The following is a 21634-nucleotide window of genomic DNA, read 5'->3' on the forward strand; positions in this document are numbered from 1 at the left end:
CAAATGAAACGAGACTCTCTGAACAAATGGACCAAAAGTGGCGCGCCGGGCATCTGGCTCAGTGCCGGCGCGGTGTCCATCGCGGTGATCCTGACCATCGGTCTGCTGACGATCCTTGCGGTGCGCGGACTCGGGCACTTCTGGCCTGCTGATCTGGTGCGGGCGCAGTACAGCGTGCCGGGGCAGGCAGCGCATGTGCTGATCGGCGAGCGGGTCGAACGTGAGCAGGTGCCGCGCTCACGCCTGCTCGATGCCGGCTTGCCGGTGGCAGCCGATGGCTCGGAGTTTCTCGGCCGCGAGCTGTTCAAGGTCGGCAACCGTGACCTGACCCGCAGCGATTTCACCTGGGTGGTCAGCGAATGGCTGAGCCAGCACGGCAAGCCGGCCGAGCTGATGACCCTGGAGCGGCGTGAGTGGGGCAACTTCTACGGCTATCTGGTCAACGTCAAGGAAGCGGGCCGGGTGGTGGCAGTTGGCGAGGCTGCCTGGGGGCCATTGCAGGAACGCCTCAAACGCGTCCAGGCGCTGGCCGTGCAACTGCATCAGCTGGAAAAGCGCGACATCGTGCAGGTCAATAACAGCCTGGAGCAGTTGCGCCTGCAAACCCGGCAACTGGAGCTTGATGGCCGACTGGATGCGATTGCCCAGGCGGACATTGCCGCCTCACAGGCGCAGCTCGAGGCCCGCTACAGCGAGGTCGAAAGCCGTCTGATGGAACTGCGCCAGGCGGTCGAACGTGACAGTCTGACCGCCAGAGACGCCGAAGGACGAATCACGGAAATCAGCCTGGGCAAGGTGGTGCATGCCTACCAGCCCAACACCATGAGCGTGCTGGACAAGCTCGGGTTCTATTTCCAGAAGCTTTGGGAATTTCTGAGCGAAGACCCGCGCGAAGCCAACACCGAAGGTGGAATTTTCCCGGCCATTTTCGGCACCGTGATGATGACCATGATCATGGCGATCATCGTGACCCCGTTTGGTGTCCTGGCGGCGGTCTATCTGCGTGAGTACGCCCGCCAGGGGCCTGTGACCCGACTGATCCGGATTGCCGTGAACAACCTGGCCGGCGTGCCGGCGATTGTCTATGGCGTGTTTGGCCTGGGCTTTTTTGTCTATGTGCTGGGTGGTTCGCTGGACCGACTGTTCTTTGCCGAAGCCTTGCCGGCGCCGACCTTCGGCACGCCCGGCCTGTTGTGGGCCTCACTGACCCTGGCGCTGCTGGCGGTCCCGGTGGTGATCGTTGCCACGGAAGAGGGCCTGGCGCGCATTCCGCTGAGCCTGCGCGAGGGCTCGCTGGCCTTGGGCGCGACCAAGGCCGAGACCTTGTGGAAGATCGTTTTGCCAATGGCCAGCCCGGCGATCATGACCGGCCTGATCCTGGCGGTGGCCCGCGCCGCCGGTGAGGTGGCGCCGTTGATGCTGGTGGGGGTGGTGAAGATGGCGCCGTCGCTGCCGGTGGACGGCAATTACCCCTATCTGCATCTGGATCAGAAGATCATGCACCTGGGCTTTCATATTTACGATGTCGGTTTCCAGAGCCCCAATGTCGAGGCCGCGCGCCCGCTGGTGTACGCCTCGGCCTTGCTGCTGGTGCTGGTGATCGCCTTGCTCAACCTCTCTGCTGTGGCCATTCGCAATCACTTGCGTGAGAAGTACAAGGCGCTGGACGACTAGCGTTCGTAAAGCCCAGGATCCGTGGAAGCCGTGCGTAGCACGGCGCTATGCAACGACCGTTCTTTCAGGAGTCACCCATGCCACATGACAGCCCGAACCGGGGTGCCACTATTGATGCTCTGGCGCGCAACAGAGACGGGTCGCGCCTGGCCGCCGACAATGTGGCGTTCGAAGTGGCGGGCCTGAACCTGTTTTATGGCAACAAACAGGCACTGTTCGACATCGGTCTGGATATTCCCAGGCAGAAGGTCACCTCGTTCATCGGGCCTTCCGGTTGTGGCAAGTCGACCCTGTTGCGCACTTTCAACCGGATGAATGATCTGGTCGATGACTGCCGCGTCGAGGGCACCGTCAACCTGTACGGGCACAACATCTACAGCAAGGGTGAGGAAGTCGCGGAGCTGCGGCGGCGGGTCGGCATGGTGTTCCAGAAGCCTAATCCGTTTCCCAAGACCATCTACGAGAACGTGGTCTACGGTTTGCGTATCCAGGGCATCAACCGCAAGCGCATGCTCGACGAGGCCGTGGAGTGGGCGCTGCGCGGTGCGGCGCTATGGGACGAGGTCAAGGACCGCCTGCACGAGTCGGCCCTCGGGCTGTCGGGCGGTCAGCAACAACGTCTGGTGATTGCCCGGACCATCGCCGTGGAGCCTGAGGTTCTGCTGCTTGATGAGCCTTGTTCGGCGCTGGATCCGATTTCTACGTTGAAAGTCGAAGAGCTGATCTACGAACTGAAATCGAAATACACCATTGTGATCGTTACTCACAACATGCAGCAGGCGGCGCGGGTCTCTGACTACACCGCTTTCATGTACATGGGCAAACTCGTCGAATTCGGTGATACGGACACGTTGTTCACCAATCCGGCAAAGAAGCAGACCGAAGATTACATCACCGGCCGTTATGGCTAGCGGGTACTTCGTCAGGCCTTAGAGGGGGTCTGCAAAAGGCTGCACTCGGCAATACGGCGTTGAAAACGGGCTAAAAAGACTCATCGACTTGATGTCAACTGCGCTTTTTCACCCAATTTCGTCTTGTCTTGCCTTCGTCCGCCTGTTTTGTAAACACCCTCTTACCACCGTGCGTTTTCGCCTCAACCGGACGTTCCAAGGACACCCAGCATGATCCATAAAGACAGCCTCACGCATCACATTTCCCAACAGTTCAACGTCGAACTCGAAGATGTTCGCAGCCACTTGCTCGAAATGGGCGGTCTGGTTGAAAAGCAGGTCAACGATGCCGTGACCGCGCTGATCGAAGCCGACTCGGGCCTGGCTCAGCGGGTCCGGGAAGTCGACGAGCGGATCAATCAGATGGAGCGCAACATCGACGAAGAATGCTTGCGCATTCTCGCCCGCCGCCAGCCGGCCGCTTCGGACCTGCGCCTGATCATCAGTATCTCCAAGTCGGTGATTGATCTGGAGCGTATCGGTGACGAAGCGACCAAGATCGCCCGCCGTGCCATCCAGTTGTGCGAAGAAGGTGAAGCACCACGTGGTTATGTGGAAGTGCGCCACATCGGTGACCAGGTGCGCAATATGGTTCGCGATGCGCTGGATTCGTTCGCCCGCTTCGACCCGGAACTGGCCTTGTCGGTCGCCCAGTACGACAAGGTTATCGACCGCGAGTACAAAACGGCGCTGCGCGAGCTGGCCACTTACATGATGGAAGATCCACGCTCGATCTCCCGCGTATTGAACGTGATCTGGGTGCTGCGTTCGCTGGAGCGGATCGGCGACCACGCGCGCAATATCTCGGAACTGGTGATCTATCTGGTACGCGGCACCGACGTGCGCCATATGGGGCTCAAGCGCATGCGTGAAGAAGTCCAGGGTCACGCTAGCGAAAAGGCTCATGTTCCGGACGCTGCTGACGATAAATAAGATTGTCTGCCAAGAACGCCCAGCATGCGCTGGGCGTTTTGCGTTGCAGCACCAGGGTTGAATCGACCGCGCGGCTTGCGTATCGCCAGCATCGAGCCCTGGTTTTTGCAGTTGCCCGCCAGGAAAAATGCCGAGGTACTGTCAATCAAAGTGGCCGTTGGCCATGCGTCAACGATATGCTAGCCGAAACAAAGGGGCGTGTTGGCATACTGCAGCTCACCCGCCAAGGTGAACACGTCCGCAGGAGCGTCGATGAGTAAAGTCAGTGTATTGGTTGTGGATGACGCGACTTTCATTCGCGACTTGGTGAGAAAAGGGCTACGCAATTATTTTCCCGGCATTCATACCGATGAAGCCGTTAACGGACGCAAGGCCCAGGTCATGCTGAGCCGCGAAGCGTTCGATCTGATTCTATGTGACTGGGAAATGCCCGAAATGTCCGGGCTTGAGTTGCTGGAATGGTGCCGTCAGCAGGAAAACTACCTCAAGACAGTACCGTTCATCATGGTCACCAGCCGTGGCGACAAAGAAAACGTCGTCCAGGCTATTCAGGCCGGGGTATCGGATTTTGTTGGCAAACCGTTCACCAATGAACAGTTGCTGACCAAGGTCAAAAAAGCCCTGGCCAAGGTCGGCAAGCTTGACGCAGTGATGTCCAGTACGGGTGTACCAAGCCGTATAAACTCTGCGCTCAACGACTCATTGAGCGCCCTGACCGGCGGCAAGGCTGAGGTGGTGCGTCCGACCGCGCCTGTGGCAGCGGCCGCTCCTGCGCCCCGTCCTGCCGCCGCTCCCGCCCCTGCCGCCAGCCAAACGCTGAACGGTCGTGGCCAGGGCCAATTGCGCCTGCCCAGTGGCAACCAGTCATGCATCATCAAGAGCCTGACCCTCAAGGAGGGGCTGTTGGTGATCAAGCGCAGTGAGGCGCTGCCGCAGATTCTGGAAAGTGCCGTGCTGGATCTGGAGCAGGGCGAAGAGAACGAAGTGGCCCGCCTCAATGGCTACATCCACGCCATCGTGGCATTCGAGCAGAAGCCTGACAGTGAGTGGCTGCAAGTGACCTTCCGGTTCGTCGACCAGGACGCCAAGAAGCTCGACTACCTGTCGCGGCTTATTGCCCGCGGTACGGCGCAGAAGCACTTCGTTCCAGGGGCATGACCGATCAGCGGCAGGCAAGCCACGTTATACCTTGTGGTCTGACCTGCCGCGCTGCCTTTTCCTGCTGCCCACGTCCGGGTAGGCCCCTTCAAGGCTGTGTAATCCTTCGTTTAGCTCATCCGTAGACCCGCAACATTCTCAAGCGGGTATTACAGGATAGCTTCGTATGGATGAGGTAACAGTCCGGCTTCTGGACAACACAGGCGTCGATGATCGTTCGGCGTATGACGTCAGCAATCTTGCCCAGTTACGGGTGACAGGCGTTCCCGACCACTTGCAATACGGACGCTCGTTACAAAGCGTCGCCCTGATCCACGGCACGGCACTGATCGAGGCGCTGGCGCCAGGGCTGTCGGCCGACGTGAGCTTTGATGATCTGGTTCGGGTCAGTGCGACCCTCTGTGCCAGCCCCGAGCCGGCGATCCAGGCCTTGTTGGCCACAACCCTGGTGCGACCGGCGTTGCTCTATGCAAGCGCCCATCAGGCCGTCGAACTGGAGGGCGATGCTACCGACACGGCCAGCGCCGCGCAGATCGCTACGGCAATGGACCACCTCAAGGCCCGGCAGGATGCCCATGCCGGTGAACTGCAGGCGTTGTTGAGCCTCAAGGCACCGGATCGTCGGCAGCTGGCCGACAACCTGTTGCGCGAGTCAGGCATTGCTGAGGACGTCTGGACCTTACCCGCAGACCCTTCGGGCATTGCGTTGCTCCAGACGCGAGGCTTCAGCCTCGCCTGGTCTTACTCGCTTGATCGGCTGGCCGCATGGAATCGACCGCAGGCAAGCCTGGTCGAACTGGTGATGATGGGCGAGCTCTGGCGTGACGGCCAGCCCACGATCCCTGAAGCCTATGAGCGTGCCTGGCAGGTTTACGAGGCGGCGCTGCTGCGTGCACAAACGGCGGTGATCGCCCGCCTGTTTGGCGAGATGCAGCCCGCACAGCGTGAGCTGCTGCTGAAATCGACCTGCGAACTGAACCGGGTCAGATTCCAGGACGGCGAGGGGACACACGGTCTGTTGATTCGCTGTCGACAGGTGGATCAGCCGAGCGAATTTCATAATCAGGCGGCCGGCGAAACCTTCTTCGAATTGTTTCCGGCGGCGGGTGTGGTGCGTTTGACCACCCAGCGCTTCGACTACCATCCTGCGCACCGTTCCATCGACTCGATCAATCTGCCTGAGCTATGGCGCAATCACGAGGCCAACCTGGCGCTTGATGCCAAGGCGCCGTTCATCGCACTGGAGCCTTTCGACAGCGATGCCTACCTGTATGGCCAGCTGTCGCGCAGCGCGAAGAGCCTGCACACACCCGCTTTGGGCGAGTTGGTTCCGGCGGCGCAACTGTGCACGCCTGACTCCCTTGCCTCACTGGCAAGCGCGGCTGCCCGGCATCTGCTGGCCGGATTCTTGAAGCAGAGCAAGCAAGCGCATCGGCACCTCAATGGCTGGGAGCAAACCTGGGCCAAAGAGCGCGAATGGGCGGACACGGCCGCCCGCTGGCTGGTGCCGTTCTATGGCTGCATCAAGGACCTGTCGAGCGGCGAGCACTCTGCTGCGGTGGTGGCGCAATGCAGCCTGGACACGGCATTTGCCTTGATCCCCTTGGGGCAGTTTGTCAGTGCCACGACCCGTATCGTGCTGCGTGCCGGGGAACTGAGCGTGGTATCGCTGGGCGTCCAGGGTGCCAAGGCTGTTGCCGGCCTGGCCGAGGGGCTGGCACAACAAAGTGCGGCGTTTCTGGCGCGTGATGTTGCCCAGGCTGCTGCGCTGGCCGGCCAGTCTGCGCTGGACCTGCTGCATGAGCTGCCGTCCTTCAAACGCGTGTTTGCGTCGTCCGTTGGAGTGGATTGGCATGAATCCGGGCTCGCTATGCGCCAGTTGGCGGGTGAGGCGTTCAGCCCTGAAGGTGTTCGCCTGCAACGGATGGAACGTAGCTGTAGGATGCGCCGCGATCTTGTGCCTGTCGCCTGCACCGAAGGGATCGTGCTGCAAACCCCGCCGCCCTTATTGCCAGAAGAGCCGCTAGAGCAGGTAAAGGCGGGCCATCACTACAGTCATGCGATGGCCGCTCGCCGCTTTGAACTGGCTACGCTGAATGCCGGGTCGCAGCAATTGCACGTCTTCGTGCATGAAAACCGGCTGTTCACATGGAAAGTGCCTGATGCGCTGCAGCCTTCTTCTTCCACGCAGGCGGTTGCCGCAAGAGCGGTTGAAGTCAGCATCCCTGACAAGGTGACGTATAACTTGCCTCTACAGCCGCAGTTGCAGTATCGGCAGAGGCTCAACGCTCAGCAACTGCAGGAGCCCGATTTTGGCGTGAGCGCGCATGCCATGGAGCTGAACCTGAATTTATTTGAGCACCAAGAGCCGGTCATACGATTGGGCGGTATTGTCGAGGGTGTCGAAGACGCTCGGGTTTTGCGTGGCTCGTGTCTTTTTAGCCCCCTGGATCAGCGTCAATGGATCTACATCGAGGCTGACCACAGTATCTTCTACCGGGCACCGGCCCCCACCAAGGCGTCACCAGAGCTACTGTTTGAGCGCTTGGAGGAGGGCGATCCAGGCCTCGCCGATTATCTGTCTCACACCGAGCAGTATCGGTTGGTGCGGGAGGTCCCGAGCATCTGGCAAGACCGGCAGAACATTGCCCGCATGCTGTTTGACATGCTCAATGAGACCGAGCGTGCCCTGCTGCCAGAGGCTGGCATGACTTTCGAGCAATACGACCAACTGTGTCACGACCGGCAGTGGACCAATCAGTTCTTCGAATACGCCACCAACGTGTTGTCGGGAAAATCGTTCCAGGACGCTTATATCGAGCTGGCCAGGCAAACCGTAGCGGACTTCAGGCCAATGGCCGAGCGCAGTCCGGCAGAGGTCCAGCCCTTGCTGGACGTGCTCAATAACCTGCTGCCTGCCAGGCCTGTGCGCAAAGGCTGGCAGGCGCTGAGCGCCGACAACATTGTGCAGCCCGCAGCGATCAAGCGGATTCGCAAGCAGGTCAACGGCGCCAACCTCGCATTCGCTTGCGTGCATGTGGACGGGCGCCAGGCCTATGTGTTTTATGCCGTCTCCGGCGGCCGGCTCGGCGAGAACGTGCGATTGCAACCGGAGTGGCCGTGGACCGACGGCTCGTTTATCAACGGAGTCGATTACATTGATGCTCACCCACGTCGCCCGACCCTGGTTGACCCTCAAGAGTATGCGATTGCGGATGACCCGCGTTTCACCACGTTGCCCACGTTGCGCCATGCCGACCGCCTGCAGGTGCGTGCTATCAACCGTAGCCTGGACTCGGAGCGGCTGATCGGTACGCGGCTCAAGGATGAACTGCAAGACAGGGCTGGCTCCGTTACCCGCATCGACTTCTTTACCTTGCTGGATGCCTGTCGTTCCTGTGGTGGCTTCGCCTTGCCGAGGCTCAAACATGATTTCCCAACGGCTGAGTTTTCGGTGACCTATCTCAAGCCTTACCAGGACGACTGATTCACTGGCGCAGATTATCTGGCGCAATCGCGTCAGGTCATTGATAACCATGAGTGCTTATTGATCAGTAAGCCTGCTAGGCTTGGTGCCCATTGCCAATCAGCCCGCGCTTACTCTTATGCTTGAACGCTTACTGACCTTGGGCGGCCTGCTGCTGGTCGCACAGATGGCGCAGGCCGTGACCATCTACAAAACCACAGACGCCAATGGGGTGGTGTCATTCAGTGACCGGCCTTCGCCGGGCGCGGCCGTGGTGGTGTTCCGCGACCGGATGGTCGAGCACATCGAGCGCCAGGTGCGGCTGGACGTGCGCAAGGTCAATGGGGTCGACAGCCTGTATGTGCGCAATGACCTGTATGCGCCGGTCGAGATCGAACTCAGGCTGAGCAACCTGAAGAACGTGCTGGGTGTGCAGGGCAATTCCACGACCCTGCGCCGCACCTTGGCGGCGCGCAGCAATGAACGGGTGATCGTGCTCAGCCCCAGGCAGGCTGGGCAAGCGATCAACTACAGCACCCGGCTGACCTCGACCCTGGGGGCGCCAGGAGGCAACCCTCTGGCGTACCGCTACCCGCTGCCGTGGGTGGGCGGGCCATTTCGCCTGACGCAGGGGCCGGGCGGCAAATACAGCCACAGCGACCCCAAGGGCCGCTATGCGATGGATATCGCCATGCCTGAGGGCACGCCGATCATCGCGGCGCGGGCCGGCACAGTGATCAAGGTGGAAAACAACCAGACCGGGCGTGGTTCGAACCCGGCTGGCAACTTCGTCAGGATTCTCCACGACGACGGCACCATGGGCGTTTACCTGCACCTGATGCGCGGCTCGGTGGTGGTCAGTGAAGGGCAGAAGGTCAGCGTCGGCAGCGCCCTGGCCCGGTCAGGCAATACCGGCAACAGCACAGGTCCACACCTGCATTTTGTCGTGCAGCGCAATGTCGGCCAGGAGCTGGTGTCGATCCCTTACGAATTCAACCGGCCGATCCAGAGCCTGCCGAACTTCGCCGTGGGCGGCAATTGATAAGCGGATTCCCATCCCGACACACCGTAGGAGCGGCTTCAGCCGCGAAAGCTTCCCTGCTAAAGCAGGTCCTACGAGGTCCGGTGTTTGCTGCGCGACAGCGCGGCGCCGAGGCGGTGGGTGATCTCCTACAGCGTGCCGGGGTGATCAATCGAGCTTGAGCACCTTGGCCAGGACGATCTTCGGGCCTTTCATCTTCTTGATGATGATGCGCAGGCCTTCGAACTCCATCTGTTCCTCTTCTTCAGGCACGCGTTTGAGCGATTCGTAAATCAGCCCGGCGAGGGTCTCGGCTTCGATATGATCCAGGTCGATGCCCAGCATGCGCTCGATCTTGAACAGCGGGGTGTCGCCACGCACCAGCAGCTTGCCGGGCTGGTAAGCGAGGATGCCGCGTTCGACCTTGCGGTGTTCGTCCTGGATGTCGCCGACCAGTACCTCCAGCACGTCTTCCATGGTCAGATAGCCAATGACCTTGCCGTCGGCTTCTTCGACCAGAGCAAAGTGAGCGCTGCCCTGACGGAACTGCTCCAGCAGACGGGCCAGCGGCATGTGCCGCGAGACGCGTTCCAGCGGCCGGATCAGGTCGGCAAGGTTGAACAGCTCGGGAACGTGGTCGAGTTCGGCCAGCTCCAGCAGCAGGTCCTTGATATGCAGCAGGCCGACGAACTCGCCGCGCTCGGCATCGAATATCGGGTAGCGACTGAACTTGTGGCGGCGAACCTGGGCAAGGATTTCCTTGAGTGGCGCGTGGAAGTCCAGAAAGATCATGTCTTCGCGCGAGTTGGCCCAGTCGACCACCTCCAGTTCGCCCATCTCGACCGCTGAGGCCAGCACGCGCATCCCCTGATCGCTGGGGTCCTGGCCACGGCTGGAGTGCAGGATCAGTTTCAGTTCTTCGCGGCTGTAGCTGTGTTCGTGATGCGGGCCAGGCTCGCCTTGCCCGGCGGTACGCAGAATGGCATTGGCGCTGGCATTGAGCAGGTAGATGGCCGGGTACATCAGCCAGTAGAACAGGTACAGCGGCGCAGCAGTCCACAGCGACAGCAGTTCAGGCTTGCGAATCGCCCATGATTTTGGCGCCAGCTCGCCGACCACGATGTGCAGGTAGGAAATGATAAAGAATGCGGTGAAGAACGACACGCCCTTGATCACTTCCGGGCTGTCGACGCCAGCCGCGGCCAGCAGAGGTTCAAGCAGGTGGGCGAAGGCCGGCTCACCGACCCAGCCCAGGCCCAGCGAGGCGAGGGTAATACCCAGTTGGCAGGCTGACAGGTAGGCGTCCAGTTGCCCGTGCACGGTGCGCAGGATCCGCCCGCGCCAGCCGTTCTTGTCGGCGATGGATTCGACCTTGGTCGAGCGCAGTTTGACCATGGCGAACTCGGCGGCAACGAAGAAGCCGTTGAGCAGCACCAGCAGGAAAGCGAAGAGAATCATGCCGAAATCGGCGAACAGTGAAGCCAGGTTGATACCAGGGGAAGGGTCCATGATGGAGATTTACAGTTTCCGTTTGATCCGAAGAGATTTGGCTTTGACTTTGGCTTTATCCATAGCAAATACAAGGCCATGAGAAACGCAATGTAACGATTGCGCGCTTGCTTGCATAGGGACATGAACGGCGAGGTCAGAGTTCGTCGAAGTCGTCGTCCGGGTCGGCCATCTGGATTGACGAGAAATGACAGACAAATACGCTGCCTTTACCGATCACGCTGTTGATTTCCAGCTTGCCACGGTGGCGCAGCAGCACGTGCTTGACGATCGCCAGGCCCAGGCCGGTGCCGCCGGTGTTCGACGCGCGGCTGGTGTCGACCCGGTAGAAGCGTTCGGTCAGGCGCGGCAGGTGCTTGGTTTCGATGCCGATGCCCGAGTCCTGAACGCTCAGGTGTGCACCATGGGTATCGACCCACCAGCGCACGCGTATCTCGCCGCCGGCCGGGGTGTACTTGACCGCATTGAAAATCAGGTTGGAAAACGCACTGCGCAGCTCGGTCTCGCTGCCCTTGAGCCCCATGTCGCTGTCGATGGCCAGGCTGATGCTGTGATTGTTGCTGGCCGACAAGGCCTGGGCATCGCTGGTGATGGTTTTGAGTAACGGGCCGACAGCGATCGGCTGGCTGTCTGAGGGGTAGTCGGTGGCTTCGAGCTTGGCCAGCAGCAGCAGGTCGTTGAGCAGGGTCTGCATGCGGCTGCCTTGCTGGTGCATCTGCTGCAGCGCGCGGACCCAGCGCGGGTTGACGCTTTCACTGTTGTCGAGCAGGGTTTCCAGGTAGCCGAAAATCACTGTCAGTGGCGTGCGCAGTTCGTGAGACACGTTGGCCACGAAGTCTTTGCGCATCTGTTCCAGTTGATGGATACGGGTGACATCACGCACCAGCATCAGGTGCTCGTTGTTACCGTAGCGGGTAATCAACAGCTGGATACGGATGCGGTCGTTGTTGGGTGAAGGAATTTCCAGCGGCTCGGCGTAGTTACCGTGGGCGAAATACTCCTTGAAGCGCGGATGGCGTACCAGGTTGGTCACCGGCTGGCCGCTGTCCTGAGGGGTCTTGAGGCCCAGCAGGGTTTCGGCGGCGCGGTTCCACCACTCCAGGTTGCCTTCGGAGTCGAGCATGATGACCGCGTCACGCAGCGCGGCGGTGGACTCCTGAACCCGGTCGATCACCGCCTGCAAACGTCCGCGTACGCGTTGGTCGCGGCGTTGCAGGTGATAGATGCTGTCGAACACGTCGCCCCACAGGCCGTAGCCGTCCGGTGGCGGCTCATCGGCTTTGTGGCTGCTCAGCCAGGCATGCAGGCGCAGCAGTTGCTTGAGTGTCCAGGCCAGATACAGCCCAAGGCCGATCGACAGGCTCCAGCCATATTCGCCGCTGATCAGACCAACGACCATGCAGGCGGTCACCAGCAGCAACATATGGCGTATCAGGGTGCCGTGCCAGTTGGGGTTCAATTAGGGGTGTATCCTTGTCTGTACAGCGGGTTCAGGCGGCCGGATTCAGCTTTTGGTTGAGAACCGGTAGCCAGTGCCGCGTACGGTCTGTACCAGGTTCTCATAGGCATCACCCAACGCTTTGCGCAGACGACGGATATGCACGTCTACGGTGCGTTCTTCGACATAGACGTTGCCGCCCCACACCTGATCGAGCAACTGGCCGCGGGTATAGGCGCGCTCCTGGTGGGTCATGAAGAACTGCAGCAGGCGGTACTCGGTCGGGCCCATCTCGGCTGGTTTGCCGTCGATGGTGACGCGGTGGCTGATCGGGTCGAGCAGCAGGCCACCGACTTCAATCGGTGCTTCGCCGTCGGTCGGACCGGCGCGGCGCAGGACTGCCTTGAGGCGTGCGACCAGCTCGCGCGGGGAGAACGGCTTGGTGATGTAGTCGTCGGCACCGACTTCCAGGCCCTGGATCTTATTGTCCTCTTCGCCCTTGGCGGTGAGCATGATGATCGGGATGTCCCCGGTCAGCTCGTCACGCTTGAGGCGCCGTGCCAGCTCGATACCGGAGGTGCCGGGCAGCATCCAGTCGAGCAGGATCAGGTCCGGCTTGCGATCGATGATGATGGCGTGCGCCTGTTGGGAATTTTCGGCTTCAAGGCAGTCATAGCCGGCCATTTCCAATGCAACGGCGATCATTTCGCGAATAGGCGCTTCGTCGTCAACGATCAGAATGCTCCTGCCAACCATGCTTGAACCTCTTGTCATTTAACTGTCTTGGGGCGCATTAGATAACGGAATTATTGCAGTCGTGTGACATCTGTGGTCAGGCTAGCATTGCGGGGCTCTTAACGCAGCGCATAATCGGCCACGATCCCGCCGAAGATCGCCATGCCCGCCCAGTGGTTATGCAGGAATGCCTTGAAGCAGGCGTCACGATCACGCTGCCGGGTGCTGTGCCACTGCCAGGCGAAGCAGCCAGCGGCGCCCAGCAGGCCGAGCTGGAACAGGCCGCCCAGGCCGAACCGGTTGCCAGCCAGCAGCAGGCAGCCCAGCGCCAGGGCTTGCAGCGTCACGATGATGGTACGGTCGGCATCGCCGAACAGCACGGCGGTGGATTTAACGCCGATACGCAGGTCGTCGTCACGGTCGACCATGGCGTAGTAGGTGTCATAGGCCACAGTCCATAGCAGGTTGGCGATATACAGCAGCCAGGCCGCCGCCGGCAGGCTGCCGGTCTCGGCAGTGAAGGCCATCGGCATACCCCAGGAGAACGCAGCGCCCAGCACCACCTGCGGGTAATAGGTGTAGCGTTTCATGAACGGATAGCAGGCCGCCAGGGCCAGCCCGCCGAACGACAGCCAGACCGTCGTCGAGTTGGTCAGCAATACCAATAGAAAGCTCAAGGTCACCAGCACGGCGAACAGCACCAGTGCTTCGCGGGACGTCACCTTGCCACTGGCCAGCGGGCGCTGCTGGGTGCGTTTGACGTGGCCATCGACCTTGCGGTCGGCAAAGTCGTTGATCACACAGCCCGCTGCACGCATCAGGAACACGCCGATGACGAAAATCAGCACATTGCCCAGCGACGGGCTGCCGGTGCCGGCAATCCACAACGCCCAGAGCGTTGGCCAGAGCAGCAGGTAGATACCGATCGGTTTGTCGATGCGGGTCAGTTGCACAAAGTCCCAGGCGCGTGGATTCAGGCGATTCAACGATTTGAGCAGCGACAGGTACATCAGGTGAGATCCTTTAATGAATTCCAGAAGGCCGGCAAAAATACCTCCGCGACCAGGATACTCAGCGGGCCGCGGCTGAAACACGAGCGGCGTGCCCACAAGCCTTCGGCGCGGTCCTGGGCGGGCAGCCACTGGCCGGGCCAGGCGCGCACCTGCAGGGCGCCGCGATCGAAGGCCGGGTCGCTGAACAGCAGTTCGCCCAGCGAGCGGGTGCCCAGTTCGTCCATCTGCAACCCGCAATCCTGTAACGCCGCATGGCCGGCCACACTGCGGGCGAAGACCCAGGCCTGGCCATTGCCGCGCAGATAGACTTCGCGCACCCAGCCCAGGCTGGCCGGGGCCAGCTTCAGAGCCGCGCATTCGTCGTCACGCAGGGTTTGCCAGCCTTGATCGACCAGGGTGACGCTGAAGCCGTCATTGGACAGGCGGGTCAGGCGCCGGGTGAGCGAGTCCTGATTGAACAGCCAGTCCGCTATGCGGGCAGGCGGCAGCGGATTGAGTTGCTGGCGTTCGAGCCACTGATCGGGCGGGGAAGCGGGATTTTGCTGGGTCACGGTCAGCCATTGGCGGCAATCTTCGAGGCGCCGAGCTTAGCATGAGCGCTGTGGCGCTTGCGCCGTTTGCAGGTGCAGCGGCGAGGTCGCAAACGGCTCTGTTCAGGCTCATTGTGTCGCGTCCGGCGCGGCCAGGCCGGAAAAATCGGGTTATTTGTCGGCTTGAGCGCATTTTTCGTCGCAGATTCGTCGCGCCCCCACTGGCGCGGGCGTTTGCCGCGTGCCATTCTGCTGTTCGACCGCCGTTGCGTGGAGCCGTAACGGCAGCTGAACGCCGGCCCGAATGGGTGGCGCGGTACATAAAAACAAAAAATCGCAGAAAGAGGCTTAGTACATGCGTAAACCAGATCTCGCAGCCGCCATTGCTGAAAAAACGGACCTGACCAAAGACCAGTCCACTCGCGTTCTCAACGCCATTCTCGAAGAAATCACCGGCGCACTGCACCGCAAGGACAGTGTCACCCTGGTCGGTTTCGGTACCTTCCTGCAACGTCATCGCGGTGCCCGCACCGGCAAGAACCCGCAAACCGGTGAGCCAGTGACCATCAAGGCCAGCAACACGGTGTCCTTCAAGCCAGGCAAGGCTCTGAAAGACACGGTCAACTGATCGCCAGGCGCAGGCGGCTTCAAACGGTCAAAGCCCTCGATTCTGGAGGGCTTTACTTTTTGTGTTTATGTTTATCGCTGTAACTTGGGAAATGTCCTACATATTTTGGTAGATATTCCGTCTTTTTGCGGATTTTTCCGACATTTTTTCCGAACTTTTCTCCGTAAAGTGCGCGCCCGTTGCATCTCTTAAACGCGTCTCTTTGGGAAAAAAATGAAAAAATTATGGATGTCGGCCGCCGTGGCAGTACTGATCGCAACCACCAGTGGCTGCGTCAGCTACAACACCAGCCAGCCGAGTGCTCCGGTCAGCAGTTCGGTCAAGGCAGACCTGAAGGCTGACGTCGCCGTGGGCGGTTCCATCTCCGGTCAATCCTCGACCAATATCCTGTTCAACTTCCTGAGCTTCGGCGGTGATAACGAGTTCGCCGACGGTGTGGTTTATGGTGGCTCGGACGGTGGCTTGAGCCTGAGCATGCTGGACCCGATTTCCAGCGTAAAGGCGGCAGCCGCCTACAAGGCGGTTAAGTCCTCCGGGGCCGATCTGATCGTGGCGCCGCGCTACGAGGTCAAGGTACAGAACTACTTCATCTTCAAGAAGGTAGAGGTGAAGGTGACAGGCAATAAGGGCAGCATCAACAGCATCCGCTGACGATTGCGCCGGATGTGGGGACAAACCGCATCCGGCTGTTTAATTCAAGAATCAACCCGCTACACTGCCTGCCGCTCTTACTGATCGGCGCAACCTGCATGAAGTTTCGTTTCCTTCTCTGGGCACTGGGTCTATTGATGGCCCGTGCCAGTCGCAACAATCCGGCATTCCAGCAACAGTTGGTCGATAAAGACCTGACCTTCCAGCTGCAAACCGCTGACGGCAAAGTGGCGCGTCATTACATCGTGCACGGGCAGCGGATACGCAGCGCGAGAGGTGCCGCTCAAGCGCCGGCGTTCACCATCGCCTTTCGCGATTGCGCTTATGGGTTTGCCACGCTGCAGGCCAGCAACAAGCAGCTGGCGTTCATGCAGGGTATCCAGAGCAAGGATATCCAGATCAAGGGCAACCCGGCGTTGGTCATTTGGTTCCAGGGCCTGACTCGTTACCTGAAACCGAAAAAGAAAGCCTGATCAGGGTAATTGCAAACCACCTGCTGCCTTGTGCATGGCACGCAGATGCTCGCCGATCTGTTTGAGGTTGGCTTCGGTTGCCGTGATCTCGGCGGCCCGCCCCGGTTCAAGTAAAGCGCGGATTTCGCCGTCCAGATCGCCGGTCAGGCGCTTGAGCAGTTTCTGTCGCTCGCTGCTCTGTGATTCCAGGCGCTGCCATTCATCGACTTGCGGCAGGCCATAACCGCGGCTGTCGAGCAATTCGGCAGGCCGGCTCAGAAAACCGCTGTTGGCCAGGATGTCCTGCAACGTGCCGGTGGCTTTCGAGACCCGGCCGTCTTGCTGTTCTCTGGCACTCAGATAGCGTTGTTTGACCTCGTCCTGGGCCAGTAGTAACTGGCGACGCAGGCTGGCCTGCTCGAGCAGCAGAATGGCCGCACTGGTGCGCAGGTCGGCCTTGGCAAGCCACGGACGACGCTCACTGGCTGGCTGTTGCAGCCAGTCTTCCACGCTGTTCTGGCGGATCGGCAGGTTCTTTTTCAGCACCTCGAACATCGCCTGGTAGCGGTCGCGGTAGGAGTCGAAGCGATAACCCAGGCGTAGCGCCTCTTTGGGGTTGTCCAGCACGCTGGTGTCGGCCAGTTTGCGGCCCTTGAGCACTTCCAGCAGACCGTTGGGCAAGATGCTGTCCAGAGCCGTCAGACCAGGATTGGCAGTGCCGGCGCGCAGCAGCTTGAGGGTTTCCACGGCGCAGTTATTGGACAGGAAGTAATAGTCGCCGTCGTAACTCCAGTGCATTTCGGCAGCGTGGCGCACCAGATTGTCGATCTCCTGGCGGTTCAGCTTCAGCGGCACGGAAGCCAGGCTGCGCAGTTCAGTCTTGGTGTATTCGTCGATCACCTGGCCCAGCGGCAACACAAACAGGCGTGACGGATAGGCGCCGGTCAGGCCGTCCCAGCTGGACAACTGTACATCACCGACAAATGCCCGGTAGGACAACACCAGGTGCTGGTCAAGGTCCAGACGGCAATCCGGGCCGCGCGGCCTGCCGGGTTTGCAGATCACCAGGCGCAGCATGCTGTGCCCCCAGCGGCTCATCAGGTTCTGGTTGGCTTCTGCCAGCAGGTAATCCACGGTGTAGACCCGTTCAGGGTCGAGCTTGCCCAGCGGCTCGCGGGCAAAGTCATTGCCGGCGTTGAGGTAGGGATAGACCGTCGGGCATGGCTGTTGACTGGCCGGTGCCCAGCCGAACTGCTGCTTGTACCAGGCGTACAGCGCGGGGCGTCGGCAAGCATAGGCCGGATCAAGCAGGAAGTACTCCATGTTGACGGCGACAAACTCCAGCGGGCTGCTCAGCTCGTAGCTGTCCGGGCTGCGTACGCCCTGGCCATTGTGTTGTTCGCGCTCGCCACGACGGCCGACATATTGCTGCCAGCCGGCCAGATCCAGCAGCCGTGGGTCGTCACTGAGGGTGAAGCGGCGCTCGGTCTGGCCCCGACATTCATCGGCCAGGCCGACCTTGCCCAAGGCGCTGTGCTGCCGGCTACAGCGCACGATCAGGCTGCGCTGGGCGGCTGGCCACAAGCGGGCGCGGTCATAGATGTGGGTCAGCTCATGGAGCACGGTGGCAAGCAGTTCGCGGCGCACGGTGCCATGCGGGCGTTGAGTTTGGGCGGTGGCCGCCGAGCCGTCGCTCAGGGAGGACAGCAAGCGGGTATTGAGATAGAGCTGATAAGGCCCGGCGGCCTGGCCATAGGCGTTAGCCGGCATGTCACTGGACCAACTGACCTGGACCTTGCGATCCAGGTTGTGGATGAAGGCCGGCGGCAAAGCCTGCACAGCTTCGTCCAGCAACGCCTGGGTGGCCTGGCGCTCGGTCGGACTCAAGTGCTCATCGCGCAAGATCAGTTGCAGATCGGCGAGAGCCGGCAGGGCTGTCAGTGCCAGAGCTGCGGCCAGCAGCCAGGCGCCAAGGCGTCTCACAATGCGAGGATAGCTTCAGCCAGGGTCTGGTCGCTGGCAGTACGCGCTTCAGGCACGCGGCTGCGCAGGGTGTCGAAGGCGGCGTCGAGCCGTGCGCCGTGGATATCGCCATTACTGGCGACATAGCTGGCAGCGTCGTCTCGGGCTTGCTGGACAACCTTTGAGTCACGGATCGAGGTGGTGGTGTCGGACGTGAAATCAATGGAGCGGCCGAAAGCACGAACGATGATGTTGCTGGTGGCCACCACTGTCTGGGCCTGAGCCAGATCGGCCATCAACAGCATGCCTAAGGTCGCGGCAATCAACGGGGTGCGCATGTAACGTCTCCGGAAACAAAAGCTGAAAAGTGCCTATTGGACGAGAATTGCTTCTGCCAGTTCAAGGTCGCTGGCATGAAGTTTTGCCTGGCTTTTACGCAACTGATGCAACGCCGACTCAAGTTGTGCACCGCGTAGCTGCCCGTCGGTAGCGACAAAGGCGGCTGCATCGTCGTGAGCTGCGAGAATCAGCTTGTTGTCGAACGGTGCACTGGTGACTTTGCTGGTTACGTAGCCACTGACAACGACGCCTTGGGTCGTGACATCGAAGGCTTGTGCTGAAGTGCTGTAGGTCAGGCTGGCCAGCAGGGGCAGGGATAACAGTTTCAATAAACGCATGGCAGTTCAGGGCAATTGCAGAACGAGGCTCAAGGCTAGCGCAAATGCTTGCAGCAGAGCTACCCGTGAGGGCAGCCAGGGTCTTTGTTCAACAAACGGTGTTACACAAAACCCTGGCCAGACCTGATGGTGTCTCAGATGGCCAGAATGGCTTGGGCCAACTGCGCGTCGCTCGCCTGCAGTTGCGGCTGGACCTGGCGAATATGGCTCAGTGCGGCCTCCAGGCGTGCACCGCGGATCTCGCCGGCGCTGCCCACGAAGCTGGCAGCATCATCGCGTGCGGCGCGTACAACCTTGTCATCGCGCAGTGAGGAACTGATGTCGGACGTGGCATCGGTAGTCGCCGCAACCGCACCGACGAGCGCATCGGTGGTGACCACGAAGCTGGTTGCATTCGCGTTGAGGGCGGCGGTCAGCAGAGCTGTAGTAGCGAGAACACGAAGCATGGACATGGACGATTTCCGTAAGAAGGTTAATCAACAGCCGTCAGGCTGAATCGTGGCGGCTAGCCTAGCGCAGCCACTCACTCTACGGCTATTGCGGCTGTTTGCCAGCGATTACAGACTGTACTGGTGTTATTTTGGTTAAATTGAAACTGTTATGTTTTTGCGCTGACGGCTGTTTTCCTGCCAGAAACGACAAGGCCCGTCAGCAGTTTCCTGCGACGGGCCTTGTGGGGATTCAGTGCTCTGGTCGGGGCAGACCTTAGGGTCTCAGACCAGATTGCGCCGTATCAACGCCAGAATGGCTTGCTCAGCTCTTCGTAACGCTGCGACTCGCTGATACCGGCGTCGGCCAGCAGGCGGGCGTCCAGGCGAGCCAGTTGACGGCGGCTCGACAGGCGACGCTGCCACAGCATCAGGGCGGCGAAGGCACGCAGAGGCAGCGAGGCCTGGGCGTTGGTAACGGTGCTTTCTACAAACTGCTCGGAACTGAGGGTGCGTTCCATGATGTGACTTCCTTCCGCTTGTGGCGGGATTAGAGAGTGGCTTGACTGGTGCCTATCTTCCTCTCGTTCGGTCCACATCCATAGACACAGTTCACCTGTATTGTGTGTGTTCAGTTAACTGTTTATGGGCGCTGTTTTGTTCGTAAATAGGGCAACTGTACTGGTGCGCACTTATTTGGTGCGTTTTTGCTGTTTGGTTACGCATTGAGAGTGGAAAGTGGCGTATTTTGACCAGTACAGAAGTACAGTTTTTGCCATGTCGGCGTGAAGTGCCAAGACTGTATGGCAAAAAACTGTTTGCCTTTGATTGCGGCACTAATCAGGCCGGCAGCATGCGCCCGGTTTCTTCCAGATTAATGTGCCAATTCAGTGCGTCGCGCAGCCGGTGCGGGGTATGCCCGCCCAAGGCGCAGGCCTTGTTGAAGTAGTCATTGAGTGCTTGGCGGTAGCTCGGGTGCACACAGTTGTCGATGATCACCCTTGCCCGCTCGCGCGGCGCCAGGCCGCGCAGGTCCGCCAGGCCCTGTTCGGTGACCAGGATGTCGACATCATGTTCGGTGTGATCCACGTGGCTGACCATGGGCACCACACTGGAGATGGCGCCGGCCTTGGCAATCGACTTGGTGACAAAGATTGCCAGGTGCGCATTGCGCGAGAAGTCTCCCGAGCCGCCTATGCCGTTCATCATCCGCGTGCCGCACACGTGGGTGGAGTTGACGTTACCGTACAGATCGAACTCCAGCGCGGTATTGATCCCGATAATGCCCAGGCGGCGAATCACTTCCGGGTGGTTGGATATCTCCTGCGGGCGCAGCACCAGCTTTGACTTGTAGCGGTTGAAGTCGGCGAACACCTGAGCATGTTTGGCTGCCGAGAGGGTCATCGAACTGCCCGAGGCAAACGCCAGCTTGCCGGCATCGAACAGGTCGAAGGTTGAGTCCTGCAGCACCTCGGAGTACATGGTCAGGTTCTCGAACGGCGACTCCAGCAAACCATGCATCACCGCGTTGGCGATGGTGCCGATCCCGGCTTGCAGCGGCATCAGACGTTCGGTCAGGCGTTGCTCGCGCACTTCATTTTTGAAGAACTCCACCAGGTGGTTGGCGATCGCTTGGGTTTCGATATCCGGCGGCAGCACTGTCGAGGGGGAGTCGGCCTGTTCGCTGATCACGATGCCGACGATCTTGGCCGGGTCGATTTTCACTGCTGCGCTGCCGATCCGCGAGTCGGCTTCGAGTACCGGGATGGGCAGCCGGGTCGGACGGTAGCTGGGAATATAGATGTCGTGCAGGCCTTCGAGCTCCAGTGGCTGTGACAGATTGATCTCGACGATCACCTGTTTGGCCAGAATCGCGAAGCTGGCCGAGTTGCCCACGGAAGTGCTCAGCACCAGATGGCCCTCTTCGGTAATGGCCACGCACTCGATCACCGCCAGGTCCACCGCCTTGATCTGCCGGTTACGCAGTTGCTCGACGGTGTCGGACAGGTGCTGGTCGATGAACATCACTTCACCGGCATTGATTGCCTTGCGCAACGTGCTGTCGACCTGGAAAGGCATGCGCCGTGACAGCACACCCGCTTCGGTCAGCTGTTTGTCCAGATCGTTACCCAGGCTGGCGCCGGTCATCAGGCTGATCTTCAAAGGCGTCTGGCGCGCACGCTCGGCCAGCGCATGGGGGACGGCCTTGGCCTCGCCGGCACGGGTAAAGCCGCTCATGCCGACGGTCATGCCGTCTTCAATCAGGCCGGCGGCATCTGATGCGTTCATTACCTTGCTCATCAGGCCAGGCATGCGGATACGATCACGGTACATGGTTTATTGTCTCGGGTAGGAGCGAGCGCCAAGTCTAGTGGCTGGTGAGCGTCGCGTCCCCCGACCAAGGTCGTA

General features: G+C 60.4%; 20 protein-coding genes. 9 read left to right on the plus strand and 11 right to left on the minus strand.

Going from position 1 to position 21634, the window contains the following annotated elements; translation table 11 throughout:
* Positions 1-3 precede the first annotated feature (3 nt).
* From pstA to PSCI_RS09405, 6 genes are all read left to right on the plus strand, one after another.
* On the plus strand, positions 4-1674 hold the full coding sequence (pstA, locus tag PSCI_RS09380) for a phosphate ABC transporter permease PstA (RefSeq protein WP_045485558.1): 1671 nt from the start codon (positions 4-6) through the stop codon (positions 1672-1674).
* A 77-nt stretch (positions 1675-1751) separates the two neighbouring features.
* Positions 1752-2585 (plus strand): phosphate ABC transporter ATP-binding protein PstB, encoded by an 834-nt coding sequence (gene pstB, locus PSCI_RS09385; RefSeq protein ID WP_045485560.1) that lies wholly within the window; start codon positions 1752-1754, stop codon positions 2583-2585.
* A 210-nt stretch (positions 2586-2795) separates the two neighbouring features.
* Positions 2796-3557, plus strand: coding sequence for a phosphate signaling complex protein PhoU (gene phoU, locus PSCI_RS09390; RefSeq protein WP_045485563.1), 762 nt, complete (start codon positions 2796-2798; stop codon positions 3555-3557).
* Positions 3558-3809: 252 nt separating this feature from the next.
* Positions 3810-4715, plus strand: a complete 906-nt coding sequence (locus tag PSCI_RS09395) for a response regulator (RefSeq protein ID WP_045485566.1) — start codon at positions 3810-3812, stop codon at positions 4713-4715.
* Between the two features lie 166 nt (positions 4716-4881).
* Positions 4882-8202 (plus strand): deaminase domain-containing protein, encoded by a 3321-nt coding sequence (locus tag PSCI_RS09400; RefSeq protein ID WP_045485569.1) that lies wholly within the window; start codon positions 4882-4884, stop codon positions 8200-8202.
* A gap of 118 nt (positions 8203-8320) precedes the next feature.
* On the plus strand, positions 8321-9223 hold the full coding sequence (locus tag PSCI_RS09405; RefSeq protein WP_045485571.1) for a peptidoglycan DD-metalloendopeptidase family protein: 903 nt from the start codon (positions 8321-8323) through the stop codon (positions 9221-9223).
* 147 nt (positions 9224-9370) lie between these two features.
* Here PSCI_RS09405 and PSCI_RS09410 read toward each other — a convergent pair whose 3' ends face one another.
* From PSCI_RS09410 to PSCI_RS09430, 5 genes are all read right to left on the minus strand, one after another.
* Positions 9371-10711, minus strand: a complete 1341-nt coding sequence (locus tag PSCI_RS09410; RefSeq protein ID WP_045485572.1) for a hemolysin family protein — start codon at positions 10709-10711, stop codon at positions 9371-9373.
* A 136-nt stretch (positions 10712-10847) separates the two neighbouring features.
* Positions 10848-12170 (minus strand): phosphate regulon sensor histidine kinase PhoR, encoded by a 1323-nt coding sequence (gene phoR, locus PSCI_RS09415; protein ID WP_045485574.1) that lies wholly within the window; start codon positions 12168-12170, stop codon positions 10848-10850.
* Between the two features lie 45 nt (positions 12171-12215).
* Positions 12216-12905, minus strand: coding sequence for a phosphate regulon transcriptional regulator PhoB (gene phoB, locus PSCI_RS09420; RefSeq protein ID WP_045485577.1), 690 nt, complete (start codon positions 12903-12905; stop codon positions 12216-12218).
* A gap of 98 nt (positions 12906-13003) precedes the next feature.
* Positions 13004-13894 carry a 4-hydroxybenzoate octaprenyltransferase gene (gene ubiA, locus PSCI_RS09425; protein ID WP_045485581.1) on the minus strand — a complete coding sequence of 297 codons (891 nt, stop codon included), beginning with the start codon at positions 13892-13894 and terminating at the stop codon, positions 13004-13006.
* Positions 13894-14448 (minus strand): chorismate--pyruvate lyase family protein, encoded by a 555-nt coding sequence (locus tag PSCI_RS09430; RefSeq protein ID WP_045485583.1) that lies wholly within the window; start codon positions 14446-14448, stop codon positions 13894-13896. Before PSCI_RS09430 ends, ubiA begins: the two co-directional genes overlap by 1 nt.
* Positions 14449-14782: 334 nt before the next feature.
* Here PSCI_RS09430 and PSCI_RS09435 point away from each other — a divergent pair, with 334 nt between their 5' ends.
* From PSCI_RS09435 to PSCI_RS09445, 3 genes are all read left to right on the plus strand, one after another.
* Positions 14783-15055: an HU family DNA-binding protein gene (locus tag PSCI_RS09435; protein ID WP_045485585.1), complete on the plus strand. Its 273-nt coding sequence runs from the start codon at positions 14783-14785 to the stop codon at positions 15053-15055.
* 213 nt (positions 15056-15268) lie between these two features.
* Positions 15269-15706 (plus strand): hypothetical protein, encoded by a 438-nt coding sequence (locus PSCI_RS09440; RefSeq protein ID WP_045485588.1) that lies wholly within the window; start codon positions 15269-15271, stop codon positions 15704-15706.
* A gap of 98 nt (positions 15707-15804) precedes the next feature.
* Positions 15805-16179: a hypothetical protein gene (locus tag PSCI_RS09445; protein ID WP_045485590.1), complete on the plus strand. Its 375-nt coding sequence runs from the start codon at positions 15805-15807 to the stop codon at positions 16177-16179.
* On the opposite strand, the gene PSCI_RS09450 is transcribed toward PSCI_RS09445, so the two are convergent.
* From PSCI_RS09450 to PSCI_RS09475, 6 genes are all read right to left on the minus strand, one after another.
* Positions 16180-18141: a DUF7844 domain-containing protein gene (locus PSCI_RS09450; RefSeq protein ID WP_045485592.1), complete on the minus strand. Its 1962-nt coding sequence runs from the start codon at positions 18139-18141 to the stop codon at positions 16180-16182.
* Positions 18138-18458, minus strand: coding sequence for a DUF2388 domain-containing protein (locus PSCI_RS09455; RefSeq protein ID WP_045485593.1), 321 nt, complete (start codon positions 18456-18458; stop codon positions 18138-18140). Before PSCI_RS09455 ends, PSCI_RS09450 begins: the two co-directional genes overlap by 4 nt.
* 33 nt (positions 18459-18491) lie before the next feature.
* Positions 18492-18797 (minus strand): DUF2388 domain-containing protein, encoded by a 306-nt coding sequence (locus PSCI_RS09460; RefSeq protein WP_045485595.1) that lies wholly within the window; start codon positions 18795-18797, stop codon positions 18492-18494.
* Between the two features lie 134 nt (positions 18798-18931).
* Positions 18932-19249: a DUF2388 domain-containing protein gene (locus tag PSCI_RS09465; RefSeq protein WP_045485597.1), complete on the minus strand. Its 318-nt coding sequence runs from the start codon at positions 19247-19249 to the stop codon at positions 18932-18934.
* Positions 19250-19530: 281 nt separating this feature from the next.
* Complete coding sequence (locus PSCI_RS09470; protein ID WP_045485600.1) at positions 19531-19746, minus strand: DUF1127 domain-containing protein; 216 nt, start codon at positions 19744-19746, stop codon at positions 19531-19533.
* Positions 19747-20065: 319 nt separating this feature from the next.
* On the minus strand, positions 20066-21559 hold the full coding sequence (locus PSCI_RS09475) for an acetyl-CoA hydrolase/transferase family protein (protein ID WP_045485603.1): 1494 nt from the start codon (positions 21557-21559) through the stop codon (positions 20066-20068).
* Positions 21560-21634 lie beyond the last annotated feature (75 nt).

Origin of the sequence: Pseudomonas sp. StFLB209, from assembly GCF_000829415.1 — a bacterium.
Classification (GTDB): domain Bacteria; phylum Pseudomonadota; class Gammaproteobacteria; order Pseudomonadales; family Pseudomonadaceae; genus Aquipseudomonas.

Coding starts and splice junctions, on each gene's coding strand:
- PSCI_RS09400 (WP_045485569.1), top strand. CDS start 4,882: ATGGATGAGGTAACAGTCCGGCTTCTGGACAACACAGGCGTCGATGAT.
- PSCI_RS09475 (WP_045485603.1), bottom strand. CDS start 21,559: ATGTACCGTGATCGTATCCGCATGCCTGGCCTGATGAGCAAGGTAATG.
- PSCI_RS09395 (WP_045485566.1), top strand. CDS start 3,810: ATGAGTAAAGTCAGTGTATTGGTTGTGGATGACGCGACTTTCATTCGC.
- ubiA (WP_045485581.1), bottom strand. CDS start 13,894: ATGTACCTGTCGCTGCTCAAATCGTTGAATCGCCTGAATCCACGCGCC.
- pstA (WP_045485558.1), top strand. CDS start 4: ATGAAACGAGACTCTCTGAACAAATGGACCAAAAGTGGCGCGCCGGGC.
- PSCI_RS09445 (WP_045485590.1), top strand. CDS start 15,805: ATGAAGTTTCGTTTCCTTCTCTGGGCACTGGGTCTATTGATGGCCCGT.
- pstB (WP_045485560.1), top strand. CDS start 1,752: ATGCCACATGACAGCCCGAACCGGGGTGCCACTATTGATGCTCTGGCG.
- phoB (WP_045485577.1), bottom strand. CDS start 12,905: ATGGTTGGCAGGAGCATTCTGATCGTTGACGACGAAGCGCCTATTCGC.
- PSCI_RS09435 (WP_045485585.1), top strand. CDS start 14,783: ATGCGTAAACCAGATCTCGCAGCCGCCATTGCTGAAAAAACGGACCTG.
- PSCI_RS09460 (WP_045485595.1), bottom strand. CDS start 18,797: ATGCGTTTATTGAAACTGTTATCCCTGCCCCTGCTGGCCAGCCTGACC.
- PSCI_RS09410 (WP_045485572.1), bottom strand. CDS start 10,711: ATGGACCCTTCCCCTGGTATCAACCTGGCTTCACTGTTCGCCGATTTC.
- PSCI_RS09465 (WP_045485597.1), bottom strand. CDS start 19,249: ATGTCCATGCTTCGTGTTCTCGCTACTACAGCTCTGCTGACCGCCGCC.
- PSCI_RS09470 (WP_045485600.1), bottom strand. CDS start 19,746: ATGGAACGCACCCTCAGTTCCGAGCAGTTTGTAGAAAGCACCGTTACC.
- phoU (WP_045485563.1), top strand. CDS start 2,796: ATGATCCATAAAGACAGCCTCACGCATCACATTTCCCAACAGTTCAAC.
- PSCI_RS09440 (WP_045485588.1), top strand. CDS start 15,269: ATGAAAAAATTATGGATGTCGGCCGCCGTGGCAGTACTGATCGCAACC.
- PSCI_RS09405 (WP_045485571.1), top strand. CDS start 8,321: ATGCTTGAACGCTTACTGACCTTGGGCGGCCTGCTGCTGGTCGCACAG.
- PSCI_RS09455 (WP_045485593.1), bottom strand. CDS start 18,458: ATGCGCACCCCGTTGATTGCCGCGACCTTAGGCATGCTGTTGATGGCC.